At 55.7% G+C, this 14,281-nt stretch carries 17 protein-coding genes and 1 tRNA gene; 10 read left to right on the top strand and 8 right to left on the bottom strand.

The genetic code is table 11. The annotated features are described in order from the left end of the window. The 6 genes from BP727_RS12220 to BP727_RS12195 all read right to left on the bottom strand — a co-directional run. On the bottom strand, positions 1 to 491 hold a 491-nt coding region (locus BP727_RS12220; protein WP_286859030.1), incomplete at its 3' end, for a flavodoxin family protein. Positions 492 to 519: 28 nt separating this feature from the next. Further along, positions 520 to 1,983 carry a proline--tRNA ligase gene (gene proS / locus BP727_RS12215; protein ID WP_276619770.1) on the bottom strand — a complete coding sequence of 488 codons (1,464 nt, stop codon included), beginning with the start codon at positions 1,981 to 1,983 and terminating at the stop codon, positions 520 to 522. Further along, the gene (locus tag BP727_RS12210; protein WP_013719681.1) at positions 1,980 to 2,564 is read right to left on the bottom strand and encodes a stage II sporulation protein M; all 585 of its coding nucleotides are present in this window, start codon (positions 2,562 to 2,564) and stop codon (positions 1,980 to 1,982) included. Before BP727_RS12210 ends, proS begins: the two co-directional genes overlap by 4 nt. 35 nt (positions 2,565 to 2,599) lie before the next feature. Beyond that, positions 2,600 to 3,490 (bottom strand): hypothetical protein, encoded by an 891-nt coding sequence (locus tag BP727_RS12205; protein ID WP_276619772.1) that lies wholly within the window; start codon positions 3,488 to 3,490, stop codon positions 2,600 to 2,602. A gap of 77 nt (positions 3,491 to 3,567) precedes the next feature. Continuing rightward, on the bottom strand, positions 3,568 to 4,233 hold the full coding sequence (locus BP727_RS12200) for a LysE family transporter (protein ID WP_286859026.1): 666 nt from the start codon (positions 4,231 to 4,233) through the stop codon (positions 3,568 to 3,570). A 163-nt stretch (positions 4,234 to 4,396) separates the two neighbouring features. Beyond that, positions 4,397 to 4,469 (bottom strand) — tRNA-Ala (locus BP727_RS12195). Positions 4,470 to 4,977: 508 nt separating this feature from the next. Here BP727_RS12195 and nrdD point away from each other — a divergent pair. Together nrdD and BP727_RS12185 are read left to right on the top strand one after the other, a co-directional pair. After that, positions 4,978 to 7,203 (top strand): anaerobic ribonucleoside-triphosphate reductase, encoded by a 2,226-nt coding sequence (gene nrdD / locus BP727_RS12190; protein ID WP_157863965.1) that lies wholly within the window; start codon positions 4,978 to 4,980, stop codon positions 7,201 to 7,203. A gap of 71 nt (positions 7,204 to 7,274) precedes the next feature. Beyond that, positions 7,275 to 7,451 (top strand): 4Fe-4S binding protein, encoded by a 177-nt coding sequence (locus BP727_RS12185; RefSeq protein ID WP_013719677.1) that lies wholly within the window; start codon positions 7,275 to 7,277, stop codon positions 7,449 to 7,451. A 150-nt stretch (positions 7,452 to 7,601) separates the two neighbouring features. Here the strand turns inward: BP727_RS12185 and BP727_RS12180 are convergent, their stop codons facing one another. Then, a complete protein-coding gene (locus BP727_RS12180; RefSeq protein ID WP_013719676.1) occupies positions 7,602 to 8,276 on the bottom strand; it encodes a DUF116 domain-containing protein in 675 nt (224 codons plus the stop codon). A gap of 134 nt (positions 8,277 to 8,410) precedes the next feature. On the opposite strand from BP727_RS12180, the gene BP727_RS12175 reads away from it, so the two are divergent. From BP727_RS12175 to BP727_RS12150, 6 genes are all read left to right on the top strand, one after another. Beyond that, a complete protein-coding gene (locus BP727_RS12175; RefSeq protein ID WP_013719675.1) occupies positions 8,411 to 8,866 on the top strand; it encodes a 30S ribosomal protein S15 in 456 nt (151 codons plus the stop codon). Further along, positions 8,863 to 10,185 carry a single-stranded-DNA-specific exonuclease RecJ gene (locus tag BP727_RS12170; protein WP_013719674.1) on the top strand — a complete coding sequence of 441 codons (1,323 nt, stop codon included), beginning with the start codon at positions 8,863 to 8,865 and terminating at the stop codon, positions 10,183 to 10,185. Before BP727_RS12175 ends, BP727_RS12170 begins: the two co-directional genes overlap by 4 nt. Further along, positions 10,182 to 10,412: a KEOPS complex subunit Pcc1 gene (locus tag BP727_RS12165; RefSeq protein ID WP_013719673.1), complete on the top strand. Its 231-nt coding sequence runs from the start codon at positions 10,182 to 10,184 to the stop codon at positions 10,410 to 10,412. Before BP727_RS12170 ends, BP727_RS12165 begins: the two co-directional genes overlap by 4 nt. Next, positions 10,409 to 11,911, top strand: coding sequence for a serine--tRNA ligase (locus BP727_RS12160; protein ID WP_013719672.1), 1,503 nt, complete (start codon positions 10,409 to 10,411; stop codon positions 11,909 to 11,911). Before BP727_RS12165 ends, BP727_RS12160 begins: the two co-directional genes overlap by 4 nt. Before the next feature lie 98 nt (positions 11,912 to 12,009). Further along, the gene (locus BP727_RS12155; protein WP_157863753.1) at positions 12,010 to 12,354 is read left to right on the top strand and encodes a ribbon-helix-helix domain-containing protein; all 345 of its coding nucleotides are present in this window, start codon (positions 12,010 to 12,012) and stop codon (positions 12,352 to 12,354) included. Next, on the top strand, positions 12,351 to 12,533 hold the full coding sequence (locus tag BP727_RS12150) for a hypothetical protein (RefSeq protein ID WP_048132238.1): 183 nt from the start codon (positions 12,351 to 12,353) through the stop codon (positions 12,531 to 12,533). The genes BP727_RS12155 and BP727_RS12150 overlap by 4 nt, the downstream gene beginning before the upstream one ends. A gap of 7 nt (positions 12,534 to 12,540) precedes the next feature. Here BP727_RS12150 and BP727_RS12145 read toward each other — a convergent pair whose 3' ends face one another. Then, on the bottom strand, positions 12,541 to 12,672 hold the full coding sequence (locus BP727_RS12145; RefSeq protein WP_269798790.1) for a hypothetical protein: 132 nt from the start codon (positions 12,670 to 12,672) through the stop codon (positions 12,541 to 12,543). Between the two features lie 235 nt (positions 12,673 to 12,907). On the opposite strand from BP727_RS12145, the gene BP727_RS12140 reads away from it, so the two are divergent. Both BP727_RS12140 and BP727_RS12135 read left to right on the top strand, forming a co-directional pair. Then, a complete protein-coding gene (locus tag BP727_RS12140) occupies positions 12,908 to 13,810 on the top strand; it encodes a radical SAM protein (RefSeq protein ID WP_013719670.1) in 903 nt (300 codons plus the stop codon). Between the two features lie 25 nt (positions 13,811 to 13,835). Next, complete coding sequence (locus BP727_RS12135) at positions 13,836 to 14,264, top strand: archease (protein WP_048133111.1); 429 nt, start codon at positions 13,836 to 13,838, stop codon at positions 14,262 to 14,264. Positions 14,265 to 14,281 lie beyond the last annotated feature (17 nt).

Raw genomic sequence — 14,281 nt, 5'->3', positions numbered from 1 at the left:
TTCCTCTCCCCCTCCTCCAGGGCTCGAGGGCCTTTGCTCATCTCAGCTCCTGCACTGCCGGTAACAAAAGCGCCGAAGTTGACCATCAAGCTGTCCAGATAGCCAGTGACCTGGTCGTAGTTGCTGCCGCCGGTGGCCAGGCTGCAGCAGTACTTGCCGGTCAGGAGCTGGCAGTGAACGGCATCCGCCATCCGGTCGATGAGAGTCTTCAGCTGGGCGGTCACGGTATGAAAATAGTTGGGCGAGCCCAATATCAGACCGTCCGCCATAAGGATCTTCTCATAAAGCCCCTGAAAGTCGTCTTTATGCACGCACTTGCCGGTTTTAAAGCAGGTCTGACAGGCATTGCAGTACTTGATATCAAGCTGGCACAGGTCGACCAGCTCAGTCTCTGCTCCGTTCTCTCCTGCACCCTCTAAAGCAGCCTGAACCAGCCGCAGAGTGGTGCTCCGCGAGCCTTTTGGGCTCGAGCAAATTCCCAGTATCCTCATCCTCTCTCATCCTCCCCAGGCAATCGGATCAGTATTGTCTGGCCATGTATGTGCGCTTATCAGTCAATTTGCCGCAGACGGCGCAGGCTGTTGGTGAGAAGCTCTGGTACTGAGGCTCGCCAAGCATGTTCGCCTCAACCAGGTCCTCAAGCTGGTGGCCGCACTCCTCCTTCTCGCACCAGGGGACTAGGGCCACCCCTGCCTCGGTCTGGGCTCGGGCTTCATCTATGGTTGCCACCTCCCGGATGCGAGAATTGGCAAATGCCTCTGCCTTCTGATAAAGCGCTGCCTGAAGCCTCTCCGCCTCCCTGACCAGGGCTTGGGCCAGCCCTTCCCTGGGCAGGGTGAGCTTCTCAGCATCCCGGCGCACCACCGTCACCACTCCCTTCTCAATATCCCTGGGGCCGACCTCCAGGCGGATGGGAACCCCTTTCATCTCCCACTTATAGAACTTGGCACCAGGCCGCTCGTCGCTGGTGTCCAGCTCCACCCGGATGCCTGCCTGCTGCAGGATCCTCAACAGATCCCTGCAGACCTCCAGCACCTTCTCCTTGTCGCCGAGGAGGATGGGCACAATGACCACCTGAACGGGAGCCACCTCCCAGGGCAATGCCAGCCCCTTATCGTCCCCGTGCACGGATATGAGGGCAGCAATACAGCGCTCAGAGATGCCGTAGCAGGTCTGATTGACCAGCTTCTGCTCGCCATCCTCTGCCTCATAGGTTATCTCATAGGTCTTGGCAAAGGTGGAGCCCAGATGATGGGCGGTCCCCACCTGCAGGGTCTTGCCATCGGGCATTATCACATCGATGGCGGTGGTATAATCCGCACCAGGGAACTTGTCCCAGCTGGGGCGGCGGCTCACCAGGAAGGGTATGGCCAGGCGGCGATAGAACTCCGAGTACCTTTTGATCGCCACCTCCACCTGCTCTGCCGCCTCCTCCCAGGTAGCATGTACGGTATGCGCCTCTTTGAAGGAGGTGATCTCCCGCAGGCGTATCAGAGGGCGGGTATGCTTGGTCTCATAGCGGAAGGTATTCACTATCTGGTAGATGCGCAGAGGCATGTCGGCATGCGACCTTATCCAGAGCTTGAACATGGGGTATATGGCCGTCTCGCTGGTAGGACGGAGGGCGAGCTTGACCTCCAGGGGAGTGGTACCGCCGCAGGTCACCCAGTAGACCTCCTCCTCGAAGCCTTTGATATGCTGGGCCTCCTTCATGAACTCGTTCTCCGGTATCATCAGGGGAAAGAGGGTCTCCTGATGATCAGGATCCAGAAGCTGCCGGATGATGCCGTAGACGTTCTTCTTGATGGCGAAGCCGAAGGGGAACCAGACGCACATTCCCTTTACAGGGTAGCGGTTATCGATGATCTCCCCCGTCATCAGCAGCTCATGGTACCACTGGCTGAAGTCCTCTTTGGGAGAAAGCTTGGCGCTCTGCCCGCCGGATTCCCCTTTGCCTTTGTTCTTAGTATCTGGATATGTCATGCGACCCTCGATATGATAAAGGGGGTGATAAAAGTTTCAATGGCCGCGGCCAAAAGGAGCAGGGGCATTATCCAGCGGAGGAGGAAATGAATTGCTACACGCATCTCTCCGGAGAGGTCTGAGCTCTCTTTTAATAGGGATAGGGCTAGCATATGGCCCAGCCGCAAGCCAATGGCGATGCTCAAGAGGACGACTGGAAGCTCGATGATTCCATGAGGCAGAATGCCTGCCGCCAGATAGAGCCATCCTTTCTGTTCGACCGCGCTATAGCCGACTATTCCCAGAAGAAAGCCATTGGTGGTGGCGACTATCATGGGAACGATCCCCAGCCCTAATCCTAAGAGCATAGCCGTGGCAGAAGCGAGGAGATTTTTGAGGAATATGATTATCATTATCATGAGTGGCGGCTGCTCCAGTATCCATGCCAGCATCTCCAGCTCCTCTGTCCAGCTGGCGGCGAACTCTGGATCAAGCTGAGCAGTATAATAGCCCATGACGGCAGTGAGAGCGAAGAGGAATACTGAGATAGCGACATAGATGTAGATCGACCTCAGATAGGCGGCATCATCCTTGATGGACAAGATATCTCCCCATCAGATCACCCTTTTTACCTTATTTAAGGATACCGTGATCTCGCGAAGGAGAGAAGGATGAAAAAAGCGGTCTCCGCGAGGACGCAGAATGCCGCCGGGAGCCCTGCTGCCGGACCGACGAGGAGCAGGGATACCGCTGCTGCAAGTCCCAGGTTCTTGAAGGAGCCCAGAAGGGTAAGGGATATGGCCTGGCTGCTCTTCAAGCCAGCGGATCTGGCCAGGATAAACACTGCCAATCCCACAGCGAAGGTGCGGGCTATGGATATCCAGGCCACGCTCCACCCATCCGTCCAGAGGGCTCCCTGGTTCAGGCCGATCACAGTATATGTGACCAGGAAGAAACCCAGGTTTATGGGAAGGACGGGGTTGATCGGAAGCAGTCGCACCAGCCTGGAGGCAAGAGCAGGGATGAGGATCAATACAATGGAGATCTGGAGCAGATAGATGGGGCTTATTCCCGTCTGGTGAACGAAGAGGTAGATGATCAGGGGCATCAGCAGGAGCGAGGCCAGGTAGGAGAGTATCTCTCCGGCAAAAGAGAGGCTCATGTCCCCTTTCAGGATGCGGGTCATGGGCAGTACGGCCACTGCCGGCGGGACCGCGGCCATGATGACAAAGCCATGCCTGAGCGATTCGTCGGGCAGACTGTAGCTCAGAAGCAGAATCAATCCGCTCAAAAGGCCGTAGTTTATGATGATGCCGAGAAATCCTCTTTTCAGAGAGGCCGAGGATTTGATATCTCTTCCCAGATCGACCTCGGTCAGGGAGAAGGCCATCATAACCATGAGCGCCGGGGTGACCAGAGCCTCTGTCGCCCCTGCGGGACCCGGCAGCACCAGGCCTAAGAGGACTGAGAGGATGAGGACTGATGTGGAGTTCTGAATGAGATCGACAATCCGCTTTCTCGTGCTCATCTATCCTTCCTGAAGATCAAAGGATCCGTTCCGCCCAATCATCCGTCGCCTCCGGGGCCTCGGGCTGGAGAGCACCCTCAGCCAACCACTCCTATTCCGCTTCCCAGGTAGTAAATGCCGAATAGGATCAGGAAGATGCCGCATAGCCCCAGTATTCTTCTGTAATTCTCTGGGGAGAGGAGACCCCTTCCCCGCTCCAGGCTGCTGGAGACGAGAAGATACCAGCCGAAGTCGGCGCTCCAGTGTCCGATCATGAATATTGCCGCCACGATCAGACCGGCCTCAAGACCTGATACGATAAGGACGCTGCCTATGGAGAGCCACCAGATCCAGAAATAGGGGTTGGCTGCGCTGGTGAGAAATCCTGCTAGATATGGATTGGTGTAAGATCCGTCACCTGCTGAGGCCATGGTGGCTCTCTTGCTATCACGCATGGTCAGAATGCCAAAAGCGATCAGAGCCAGGCCGCCCATGAGGGCGATGGAGCGAGAGTACTGCTGCATAGTCACCGCCAGACCTTTCACAATTAAAAGAAATATCACGATCTCGATTAGCGCATGGCCAGCAGCAACCTTGGGGCCGGCCAGCCAGCCGTCCTTGAGTGAGGAGTTGACTGTAGCCAGGAGGGTAGGTCCTGGGGCGATGGCCCCGGTCAGGCCGACGGTCAGGCCTATGGAGAAGGTCATGGCTATGGTGGCTATTGATCCTGACAGCGCCTCTGCAGCCTGAATGATATCTAACATCTTCGCCTCAGAACTCTTGGGAATAAGACTGTTGCTCTGCAGGTAAAAGAGGTTTGCTGCCGGCAGCCTTTGTCTGATCGTGGGTGTTAATGTACTATAGCAGTTAAAACGATGACTTTTGAGTGGAAGCAGATGAATGCAGACAAAAGGTACAACAGGCTAATGGACAGGTCGGGATTTGAACCCGAGGCCTCTACCATGCCAAGGTAGCGATCTTCCAGCTGATCTACCTGCCCTTCGAGCCACAAGGTGAGCAGTACTCCATTTAAACATGTCGGTAGAAAGAGGGCAGGCGGCCAGATGAGGATCGGGCCGCTGAGCCATCAGAACTGCTGAGCATCTCATCAATCTCCTCCCCAGCGGGGTTGCAGGAGAAAAAATTAGATTATGCGGCCAATTGTTGCCTAAAGATTCCCTTTTACATCTCTTAAGGAGCAAGGTCATCATCTTGCGCTGGCCGTCGCGATGGCGAAGGAGATCTTCAGCTCACTTTCGTCCTGCAGGGATATGGTTGATAATAAAGCATACTGATAGTCTTAAGCGTTTACTTTATAACTGAGTTGATACATACTTGCTAAAAAATTTTGCGACTGTTTGGAGCGCAAAAGGAATAAACTGGAGTGGAAATACTGGTCTAATAGATCGATCGTCGAGAGGAGGCATAATGTTGCTTTATTGTAGAGGGGATGGGCGTTGAGCAGCAGAATCGTTCAACAGACCCTGGAAGGGCTGGCTGTTTCGTCTATGCCCAGAGTCAGGACCACGGACGGCCATCTGCTGGACTGGGATAGAGAAGCCATAGCCAAGCAGCTTCTAAAAGAGACCAAACTATCTGAACAATTCTATAAAGAGCCAGGCATAACCGAAGAAGAGGCGGAGGACATCGCCAAGGAGGTAGAGCGCCGGGTTAGGTGGATGAACGTCCGCTACCTGAGCGGCCCTCTGGTCAGAGAGATCATGAATGTGATCCTCCTGGAGAGGCATCATACCGAGTGGCGAAATATCTGCACCAGGGTGGGGACGCCCGTCTTCGATGCCCATCTCATCGACATCGGCACAGGCTTCGAATCCAAGGAGAACGCCAACCTGCAGGAGAACGCTGAGACCAGCCACAAGAAGAAGGCGGATAAAATAAGCAAGGAGCAGTACCTTTTGCTTCTGCCCCCATACCTTGCCGACCGCCACCTGGCAGGAGACCTGCATATCCATGACCTGGAGTACTTCGGAACCAGGCCGTTCTGCCAGGACTGGGATCTGCGCTACTTCCTCTACTACGGCCTGATGCCCGACGGCCTGGGCACCAAGGCCAGCGTTGCCGGCCCGGCCAAAAAGCCTGAGGTGGCCATACTGCATGCGGTCAAGGCCCTGGGCAGCGCCCAGACCAACTTTGCGGGAGGGCAGGGCTTCTACAACTTCCTCACCTTCATCGCTCCATACTTCGAGAACCGCAATTATGAAGAGATCGTGCAGCTGATGCAGATGTTCGTCTACGAGATGACCCAGATGATGGTCGCTCGCGGCGGCCAGCTGGTCTTCTCCTCGGTGCAGCTCACCCCGGGCGTCCCCAAGCTCTGGCGGGACAAGCCTGCGGTCTATGCGGGAAGGGTCTGGGACGGCTCTACTCCCGACGCGCCTCTCAAGACCTACGGCAAGTTCGAGCGCGAGGTGCGCCTGGCCTTCAAGGCCCTGATGGAGGTCATGCTCCAGGGCGACTACTGGGGCAAGCCCTTCAACTTTCCCAAGCCCGAGATCAGCATTGAGCCCGATTTCATGAAGGAGGACGAAGAGTTCAATGCCGCTCATCCCGATCTTCCCACCTATCAGGAGCTCTACCTCCAGACATTCAAGCTGGCGGCGGAGTATGGCACACCATACTTTGACAACCAGCTTCCTGCCTACCGGGGTGCAGGGGAGGGAATATCATGCTATCAATGCTGCGCATATCAGTTTGCAGCCACATTCAGTAGCGACGATCAGTTCGACGACAAGCTCCGCTTCCGGGACGGTAAGCACTTCTCCATGGGCTCCTGGCAGGTTGTCTCCCTCAACTGCCCTCGTGCCGCTTACCTCGCTCGGGGGGATGACGATCTCCTCTTCGAGTATCTGCGAGAATTGATGGACACATCGGTTGAGATATTCAAGGTGAAGCGGCAGTGGATGAACCAGATCATCAACAACCATCGCATGCCATTTGCTACCCAGCAGCCCAGGGATCCCATCACCGGCGAGATGGGCTCCGTCGCCGTCGGCCTGGATGCCCTGGTTTATACCATAGGCGTTGTGGGCGTCAATGAGATGGTGCAGTTCCATACCGGAAAGCAGATGCATGAATCAAAAGAGGCCTGGAAGCTGGCGGTTCGGGCCATGACCGAGATGGAGATCTATGCCCGGAAGCTCTCAGAGCAGCATGGCATGACCATTGCCCTCGCGCGCACTCCAGCCGAGACCACGGCCCAGCGTTTTGCTGTATCCGATCTCATCCACGAGGAGTTCAGAGAATGTGCCGAGAGGGTGGTGAAGGGCGACCTGGATGCGTTGAGGAGGAATCTGCATAAGACGCGCGACTTGCCCGTCTACTACACCAATGGAACCCACCTGCCACCCAGCGCGGACGTCACAATCTTCGAGCGGGCAAAGCTCGAGCATGTATTCTTCCCCATAGTTGATGGCGGCAACATCTTCCACGTCTTCTTAGGCGAGGCCACCCCTGATCCCCAGGGCTTGATGGACTTCGGCCTGCGCCTGGCAAGAGAGACCCAGATCGGCTACTTCACCTTCACCAAGGACATGACCGTCTGCCTGGGCTGCTCCCAGGTCTCGGGCGGATTGGAGGATAAGTGCCCCAACTGCGGATCGGAGAATGTGGACCACATCAGCCGGATCACCGGCTACCTGCAGGCGGTGAGCGGATGGAACAGCGCCAAGAGGCAGGAGCTCAAAGACAGGAAGAAATACAATGAACTGGCCTAGATCTGCGAAAGGTATATATCGGATATACATGCAGGTGGATTTGCCTTTGAGGCAAATTGGAGGACTCAATAATGCCCGCAGTTGTTAATAGAGACGAATGTGTAAGCTGTGGAACCTGCGTCGAGGAGTGCCCGGAGGAGGCCATCAGCCTGGACGACGAGGAAATAGCAGTCGTAAATAAGGAAAAGTGCACTGAGTGCAAGACATGTGTTGAGGCTTGCCCCTCTGAAGCAATCAGCATGGAGTGAGTGCAACTCCATCTCATTTTTTTTAAGCGTATCATTTCCCGAGTGCAGTTCTTCATTCTATTGACGCTGTATTATCCCATGCCCGACCGTTCAATATGGCTGAGATGATATGGAAATAGCACGCTATTGGAAACAACGCTGCTTTCGAACTCAAGCGCCCTGCTTTTCCGTCGATGGCACTTCGGCAATGGCCTCATAGAAGGCCTCCCAGTCGATGCTGGTGGCAACGCAGCCGGATGTTGATAGCGGCACCCCTCTGGCCGGTATGCCGTGGCTGTGGCATAGATCCAGTCCCTCCTTAATCTCCATTGAGCACCCCACTCCCACAATTGCTCCTGGTCGGCCTTTCTTTATGATCCTCTTTATGAAGCTGGAGCCAGGAACCACATAGAACCTATAGCCCAGGCTTTCAGCGTATTTCTTGGCCTCGCCGATACCACAGCGACCGCAGTCGATGCACATTATCCCTTCTGGGGTGAGCTTGGCAGGGCACTGGACGCTACGGAGACATTGAGGCATGAAGATGAAGCGTTTCTCATAGGGAGTCTCTAAAAACTTTTTTGTATTAATATAATTTCTCAGGCGCACGCCGACATCATCCACCATGGAGTCATCAGCTCTCGCCACCCAGAAGAGCGACTTTATCACGTCCTCAAGAAGCATGATGCCCAAAAGCATGTATCTGGCGGCGAAGAAGTTGCCCGTCTTAAAGGAGTAGAGGATGAGCAGAGCTATCAGTACGGAGATGAGGAGGACGGCCGCGGCAAGAAAGACCACCGCCTGGCCGATGAGATAGAACAGCTGGTTTAAGTACTCCGGAAGCATGCACTAATCTTCAAATCCCTGGCTTATAAACCTGCTACCAGGATATGTTGCCAGAAGAACGGCGCAAGTTTTTTATCTCACCTGGCAGTGAGAATTATACCTTCGCCATTATGAGATTGAATGAGGATTGAAAGATGGCAAAAATGCATAGCCGAAAAGGGGGCTCCTCTCGTTCCCGACCGCCCATGGTGACCAAAGCGCCAGAGTGGTCTGACGTGTCCAAGGAGGAGCTGGAAAAGACAATCATGAAGCTGCACGATACAGGCATGTCCCCCAGCCGCATCGGCCTCACTCTGAGAGATCAGTATGGAGTACCGAACGTCAAGCTGGTAATAGGAAATAGCATAACCGGCTTTCTGAGGGACAACAATGCTCTGGCGGATATTCCAGAGGACCTGACAAATCTGATGAGAAAAGCGCTCCATGTGAGAAAGCACATCAAAGCCAATAAGAAAGACGTTCACAACAAGAGGGCTCTGCAGCTCACTGAGAACAAGATAAGAAGAATGGTGAAATACTATCACGACTCCGGGCGTCTGGCTCCGGACTGGACCTATTCGCCCGAGACCGCTGAGATTCTCATCTCATGAAGCGGCTGGACAAAGCGGCAGAAGCCATCGCCCGGTCCATCCGGCAGTGCGAGCACATGCGGGTGATCTCTCATAACGATGCCGACGGCATCACATCCGCCGGGCTGATCTGCCATGCCCTTATGCGCGCAGGCATTCCCTTCCAGGCCACATTGGTCAACCGGCTGGACCGGTCTGTGATCGACGGCCTGACCGGGCCGGTGGTCTTCTGCGATATGGGGAGCGGAAAGCCGGATCTGATCTCCCGGGTGCAAGGCGAGTGTTTCGTTTTAGACCATCACCGACCGGTGGGAACGCTGGACTGTATGCACCACAACCCCCATCTCTTCGGAATAGATGGGGCTTTTGAGCTGTCTGCAGCGGGCACCGTCTATTCTGTGGTCCGTCATATGGGCGACAATGCCGATCTGGCAGGCCTCGCCCTGGTGGGAGCGATGGGCGACCGCCAGGCCATGATCGGGGCGAACAGATCCATCCTGGAAGAGGCGGTGGCCAGCGGCGCAGTGCAGGTCAGGGCCGGTCTGAAGCTCTCAGAAGATGGACAGTTGGTGGATGTCCTGGCAAGGAGCATAGAGCCGCTCCTGGACTTCACCGGCGACCGGGAGAAGATCAAGAAGTTCCTGGATGATCTGAATATAAAGGGCAATGTCCAGTCCCTGGCGGGGGATGATCTGACCAGGCTGGCTACAGCATTAACCCTCAAGCTGATCATGCAGGGCAGCTTTGCTGCGGATTCGATTTTAGGAGAGGTGATCCGCCTCCGCCATGAGGTGGTGGAAAACTCCCTGCATATGGTGCAGCTGCTCAATGCCTGCGGCAATAGAGATCTTCCCGGAATTGGGCTCACATTATGCCTGCGGGATCACTGCGCGCTCCTCGAGGCCGAGAGGCTGGCGGATGAGTACAAAGAACACATCCTGCGAGAGATTAGCCTCCTTCGAGAGCAGAGCAGACAGATGAAGAACCTTCGCTACCTAAAGAGGGTGAATATGGAGGCGGGGGCGATCGTCTCGGGCCTGGGGATTCGATATCTTTACTCCGATCTGCCTTTAGTGACATTGAATCACAAGGATGATATGATCAAGATATCTGCCCGAGGGAACAAGCCCCTCATCGCCCGGGGACTGGACCTGTCTGTGGCCCTGCGAAGGGCAGCGGAGGCAGTGGGAGGAAACGGTGGGGGCCATACCATAGCCAGCGGCGCCTCTATACCCCCAGGCAGAGAGGATGAGTTCCTGGCCCTGTTAGACGAGATCCTGGACGAGCAGCTGAACAAAAGGACCGATCCCTCCGGCCAGACCGCTATGGACACGGCATGATTCATGCCCGGCTGGTCCTCTTGGCAGAGGCGGGAGAGGATATGGAGATGGTCGGCAGATCGATTGAGCCGGACAACCTGCCCAATATGAATCTGTTGATCGATAAGAGAAGCCTCTCCCTGCAGTTCTCAATCGAGAAGCCCGGCACTCTGCTCACCACCATGGATGACCTATTAATGAACATTAAAATAGCAAAAGAGACGCTATCTGTTGCGGAGGATAGATGAGATTTCATTTAGAGGCAAGCCTTCGGCTGAGCGCTGATGCCGGCGCAGCCGAGAAAGCCATTTCCGATTTTATAAGGGACGCTGGGCCGATATTGGAGAAAGGCGCTCCTGAGGGCCAGGGGGCAAAGATCACCGAATGGCGTCTGGCCAAAAACAGAATCGATCTAGTCATCGACAGCGACCGATATGTTCGGGCTCATGATGCCCTGCTCAGGCTGCGCCGGCCTCTCTCTGAGCTTTTAGGAAAGCAGTACCGGATTGGCGTGCGGGGCATGGATGTGACCGCTTTTGAGATCGAGGTCGAGTCCGACAGGGAGATCGCCCATCGTATCCCTTATGTGCGGGAGATGAGGCATGAAGGAGGACGGCTGCGCCTTATTCTGGATGTAGGCGAGGGCGGCACATTAGGTCAGTCGGAGATTGAGAACCGCATTCCCGACAGGATCGTCAGCCTTCTGGAGGAGAAGCTGGAGAAGGGCTACGGAGGGAAGACTGAGCACTGGGAGCTTCTCTGGGAGAGCGAGAAAAGAGAGCCCAAATTCAGAGCCGATCCCACTGAGGAGATGCAAAAGGCGGGCTGGATCAAGCACGGCTCTGCCCGTGGCCAGTGGATCTACGGGCCCCAGGCCACACATCTTTTCCGCACATTCGAGGCTATCGTCTTAGAGGAGATCATAGGGCCTTTGGGCTACCAGGAGATGATATTTCCAAAGCTTGACACCTGGGACGTCTGGAAGAAGAGCGGACACGCTCAGGGGGTCTACCCGGAGATCTACTTCGTCTGTCCGCCCAAGACCCGCGATCCAGCCTTCTGGGAGGAGGTCATGGACTATTACAAGGTCACCCATGAGGTTCCCCTGGAGCTGGTCAAAGAGAAGATCGACCTGCCCATAGGCGGGATGTGCTATGCCCAGTGCCCCACCTTCTGGGGATTTCTGCAGGGGATGACCCTTCCAAATGGCGAGCTGCCCATGAGGGTCTTCGACCGGTCCGGCACCAGCCACCGCTATGAGTCCGGCGGGATTCATGGCATCGAGAGGGTGGACGAGTTCCACCGTATAGAGATCGTCTGGCTGGGGACGAAGGAGCATACCCTTGAGGAGGCAGAGAAGCTGAAGGGCTGCTACAAGCACATCTTCGAGGATATCCTGGAGCTTACCTGGAGGACGGCCTGGGTTACTCCCTGGTTCATGGCCCAGGAGGGCAAGACCGGCCTATCAGAGATGACCGGAGCGGGCACAGTGGACTATGAGGCCATCCTGCCCTATAACGGAAACTGGATAGAGTTTCAGAATCTGTCTGTGAACGGGGAGAAGTACCCCAAGGGCTTCACAGTGAAGGCCCAAAGCGGCGAAGCCCTCTGGTCAGGATGCAGCGGAGTGGGCCTGGAGCGCTGGGCCAGTGCCTTCCTGAGCCAGAAGGGGCTGGATCCATCCAACTGGCCGGAGGAGTTCCGCCGGCGCTTCGGGGAGATGCCCAAAGGGATCAGGTTCCTCTGATCTCCCTTTTATCATTTTATTAGGCTTGAAAAGTTGGATGGTACTGGCAAGCACCAGACCGATAAACCTATAAATTAGTTTTAACTAATAAAATGGGCATGGGCGCAGATATCGCCAGTACTGGAAATGTGGGAAAAGTAGTTGGGGCCAAGCTGACCCGAAATGAGATTTTGCAGATCAACGGGCTTGTAGATGCCGGTCTGTACCTCAATCCCTCGGACTTCATTCGCGATGCTGTCCGGGAAAAGCTTGCTGCAATCAAGGTCATCGAATACCATGATGTAGACTATGAGACTGCCAAAAAGGAAGTTGCCGGGTATTTCCAGATGAAGGGCGAGGCATATGCATCTGATGCCAGCACCGACCTACAGCTGGATTATGAGCTGGTATGCAAGATCATGGATGACCTGGAAAAGGAAGGCAAGATGGAGCCAGTAAAATGAAGGGCCATGAGGTCGGCGACTCGATTCACGGTCACAGGATCATAGCTGAGGCGAGACGAGTGAGCGATCCCGTGGTCATAGTAAAGAGTGCCAGGCACAAGGCCCAGCGGATAGTCTTGACAGAAAATGCCCTGGCAATAATCGATAGAAAAGGTAGATGGTGCGGGCAAAGCCCGTGATTTTCAATCACATTTTCCCTCTCCCCAGGGCTACCACCCCTTTGGCGATGAAATCCAGGCCGATCGTCTGCCCGGCGGTGACGAATGCTGCCCGGGGCGGAATTCCATACCCGGACTTGAATGGATCGATAATGTGCATTCCCGGAGAGAGTTCAAGTCGGCAATTGCCCTAATGATCGGTGGTGAATAGAATAGAAGAGGGAAAGCCGAAAGGGGTAAAGGAGGAAGAAAACTCTATCGACTTTCGCCTTTGTCTATATAGACAATCGACGATATATATAGTTTTCCATCCTGACAAAAACCGGCTTTGAAAAGGACAATTGACGCCGAAAGGCTCTTCAAAGATCCGATCCCAAATTATGCTGTTGTGCTCTATGGCCCGCTACAACAAGATGCCCCCGGAAATTTTGGAGAAGCGCGCGCAAGAGGCTCTTGCACGCCTCGCATCCTGCAAGATCTGCCCCCGCCGCTGCCAGGCAAACCGCCTGGAAGATGAGAGGGGCTACTGCCGCACCGGTCGGTGGGCCCGGGTGGCCAGCTATGCTCCTCACTTTGGGGAGGAGCCGCCCCTGGTGGGCCACTCGGGCTCGGGCACCATCTTCTTTTCCGGCTGCAACCTCTCCTGCGTCTTCTGCCAGAACTGGGATATCAGCCAGGAGGATCTTGGCCATGAGGTGAAGGCAGAGGAGCTGGCCAAGATGATGCTCGCCCTGGAAGATAGTGGCTGCCATAACATCAACCTCGTGACACCCACCCACGTCGTCCCTCAGATCCTGGAGGCTCTGGTCCTGGCCCGAGAAGAGGGCCTTTCTGTCCCTCTGGTATACAACAGCGGCGGCTACGACTCCGCAGAGGCCCTGCTTCTATTGGATGGCATCATCGACATCTACATGCCCGATGCTAAATACGGCCAGGACGGCCCTGCCCAGAAGTACTCTGCAGCGCCCGGCTACACCACCGTTAATAAAGCGGCACTGAAAGAGATGCACCGCCAGGTGGGCGACCTGCAGATGGACGAGGAGGGCATCGCCCTGCAGGGGCTCCTCGTCCGCCACCTGGTCCTGCCTGCGGACGCAGCGGGGACGGAGGAGGTGGTGCGCTTCATCTCCCAGGAGATATCCGTGCACACCTATCTGAATGTCATGGCCCAGTACCATCCGGAGTACCAGGCCTGCCGCTACCCCGAGCTTTCCCGCGCCATAACCGCCCGCGAGTACGCCCAGGCCCTGCATCTGGCCGAAAAGGCGGGCCTGGTCCGCGGGCTGGCAATGCTTTAATGCCTGCGGCTCTCACTAATATATGATGATTCCATTCGAATATCTGGAGCATACCGCAGATGTCAAGTTCCGCGCCTATGGCACGACTCCTGACCAGATGCTCTCCAATGCCGCCGCCGCCCTATTTGGCGCCATGATCTCCCCCGGCCAGGTTAAGGTTGAGGAGAGCTGGCAAGTGGAGCTTGAGGCGGAGGATCTGGAGGACCTGGCCTACCAGTGGCTCTCTGAGATCGTCTTTCTCTTCGAGACCGAGTCTGCGGTCTTCTCCCGCTTCCAGGTGGCACTGGAAGAGTTTCAAGATGGCAAGGGATGGAAGCTCCGGGCGGAGATCGGCGGGGAGAGGATGGACCCGGAGAGGCACTCGTTCCTCGCTGAGGTGAAAGCGGTCACCAGGCACAAGTTCGCCATCGAGAAGAACGAGCGGTGGTGCATTCAGGTGGTGCTTGATGTCTGATGGCTCTATGTCTGATG

The sequence above is a fragment of the Methanosaeta sp. UBA356 genome (genome assembly GCF_002496465.1).
GTDB classification, from domain to species: Archaea; Halobacteriota; Methanosarcinia; order Methanotrichales; family Methanotrichaceae; genus Methanothrix; species Methanothrix soehngenii.
Note: the sequence above shows the minus strand (reverse complement) of the source record. Positions and strands in the feature narration are given on the sequence as shown.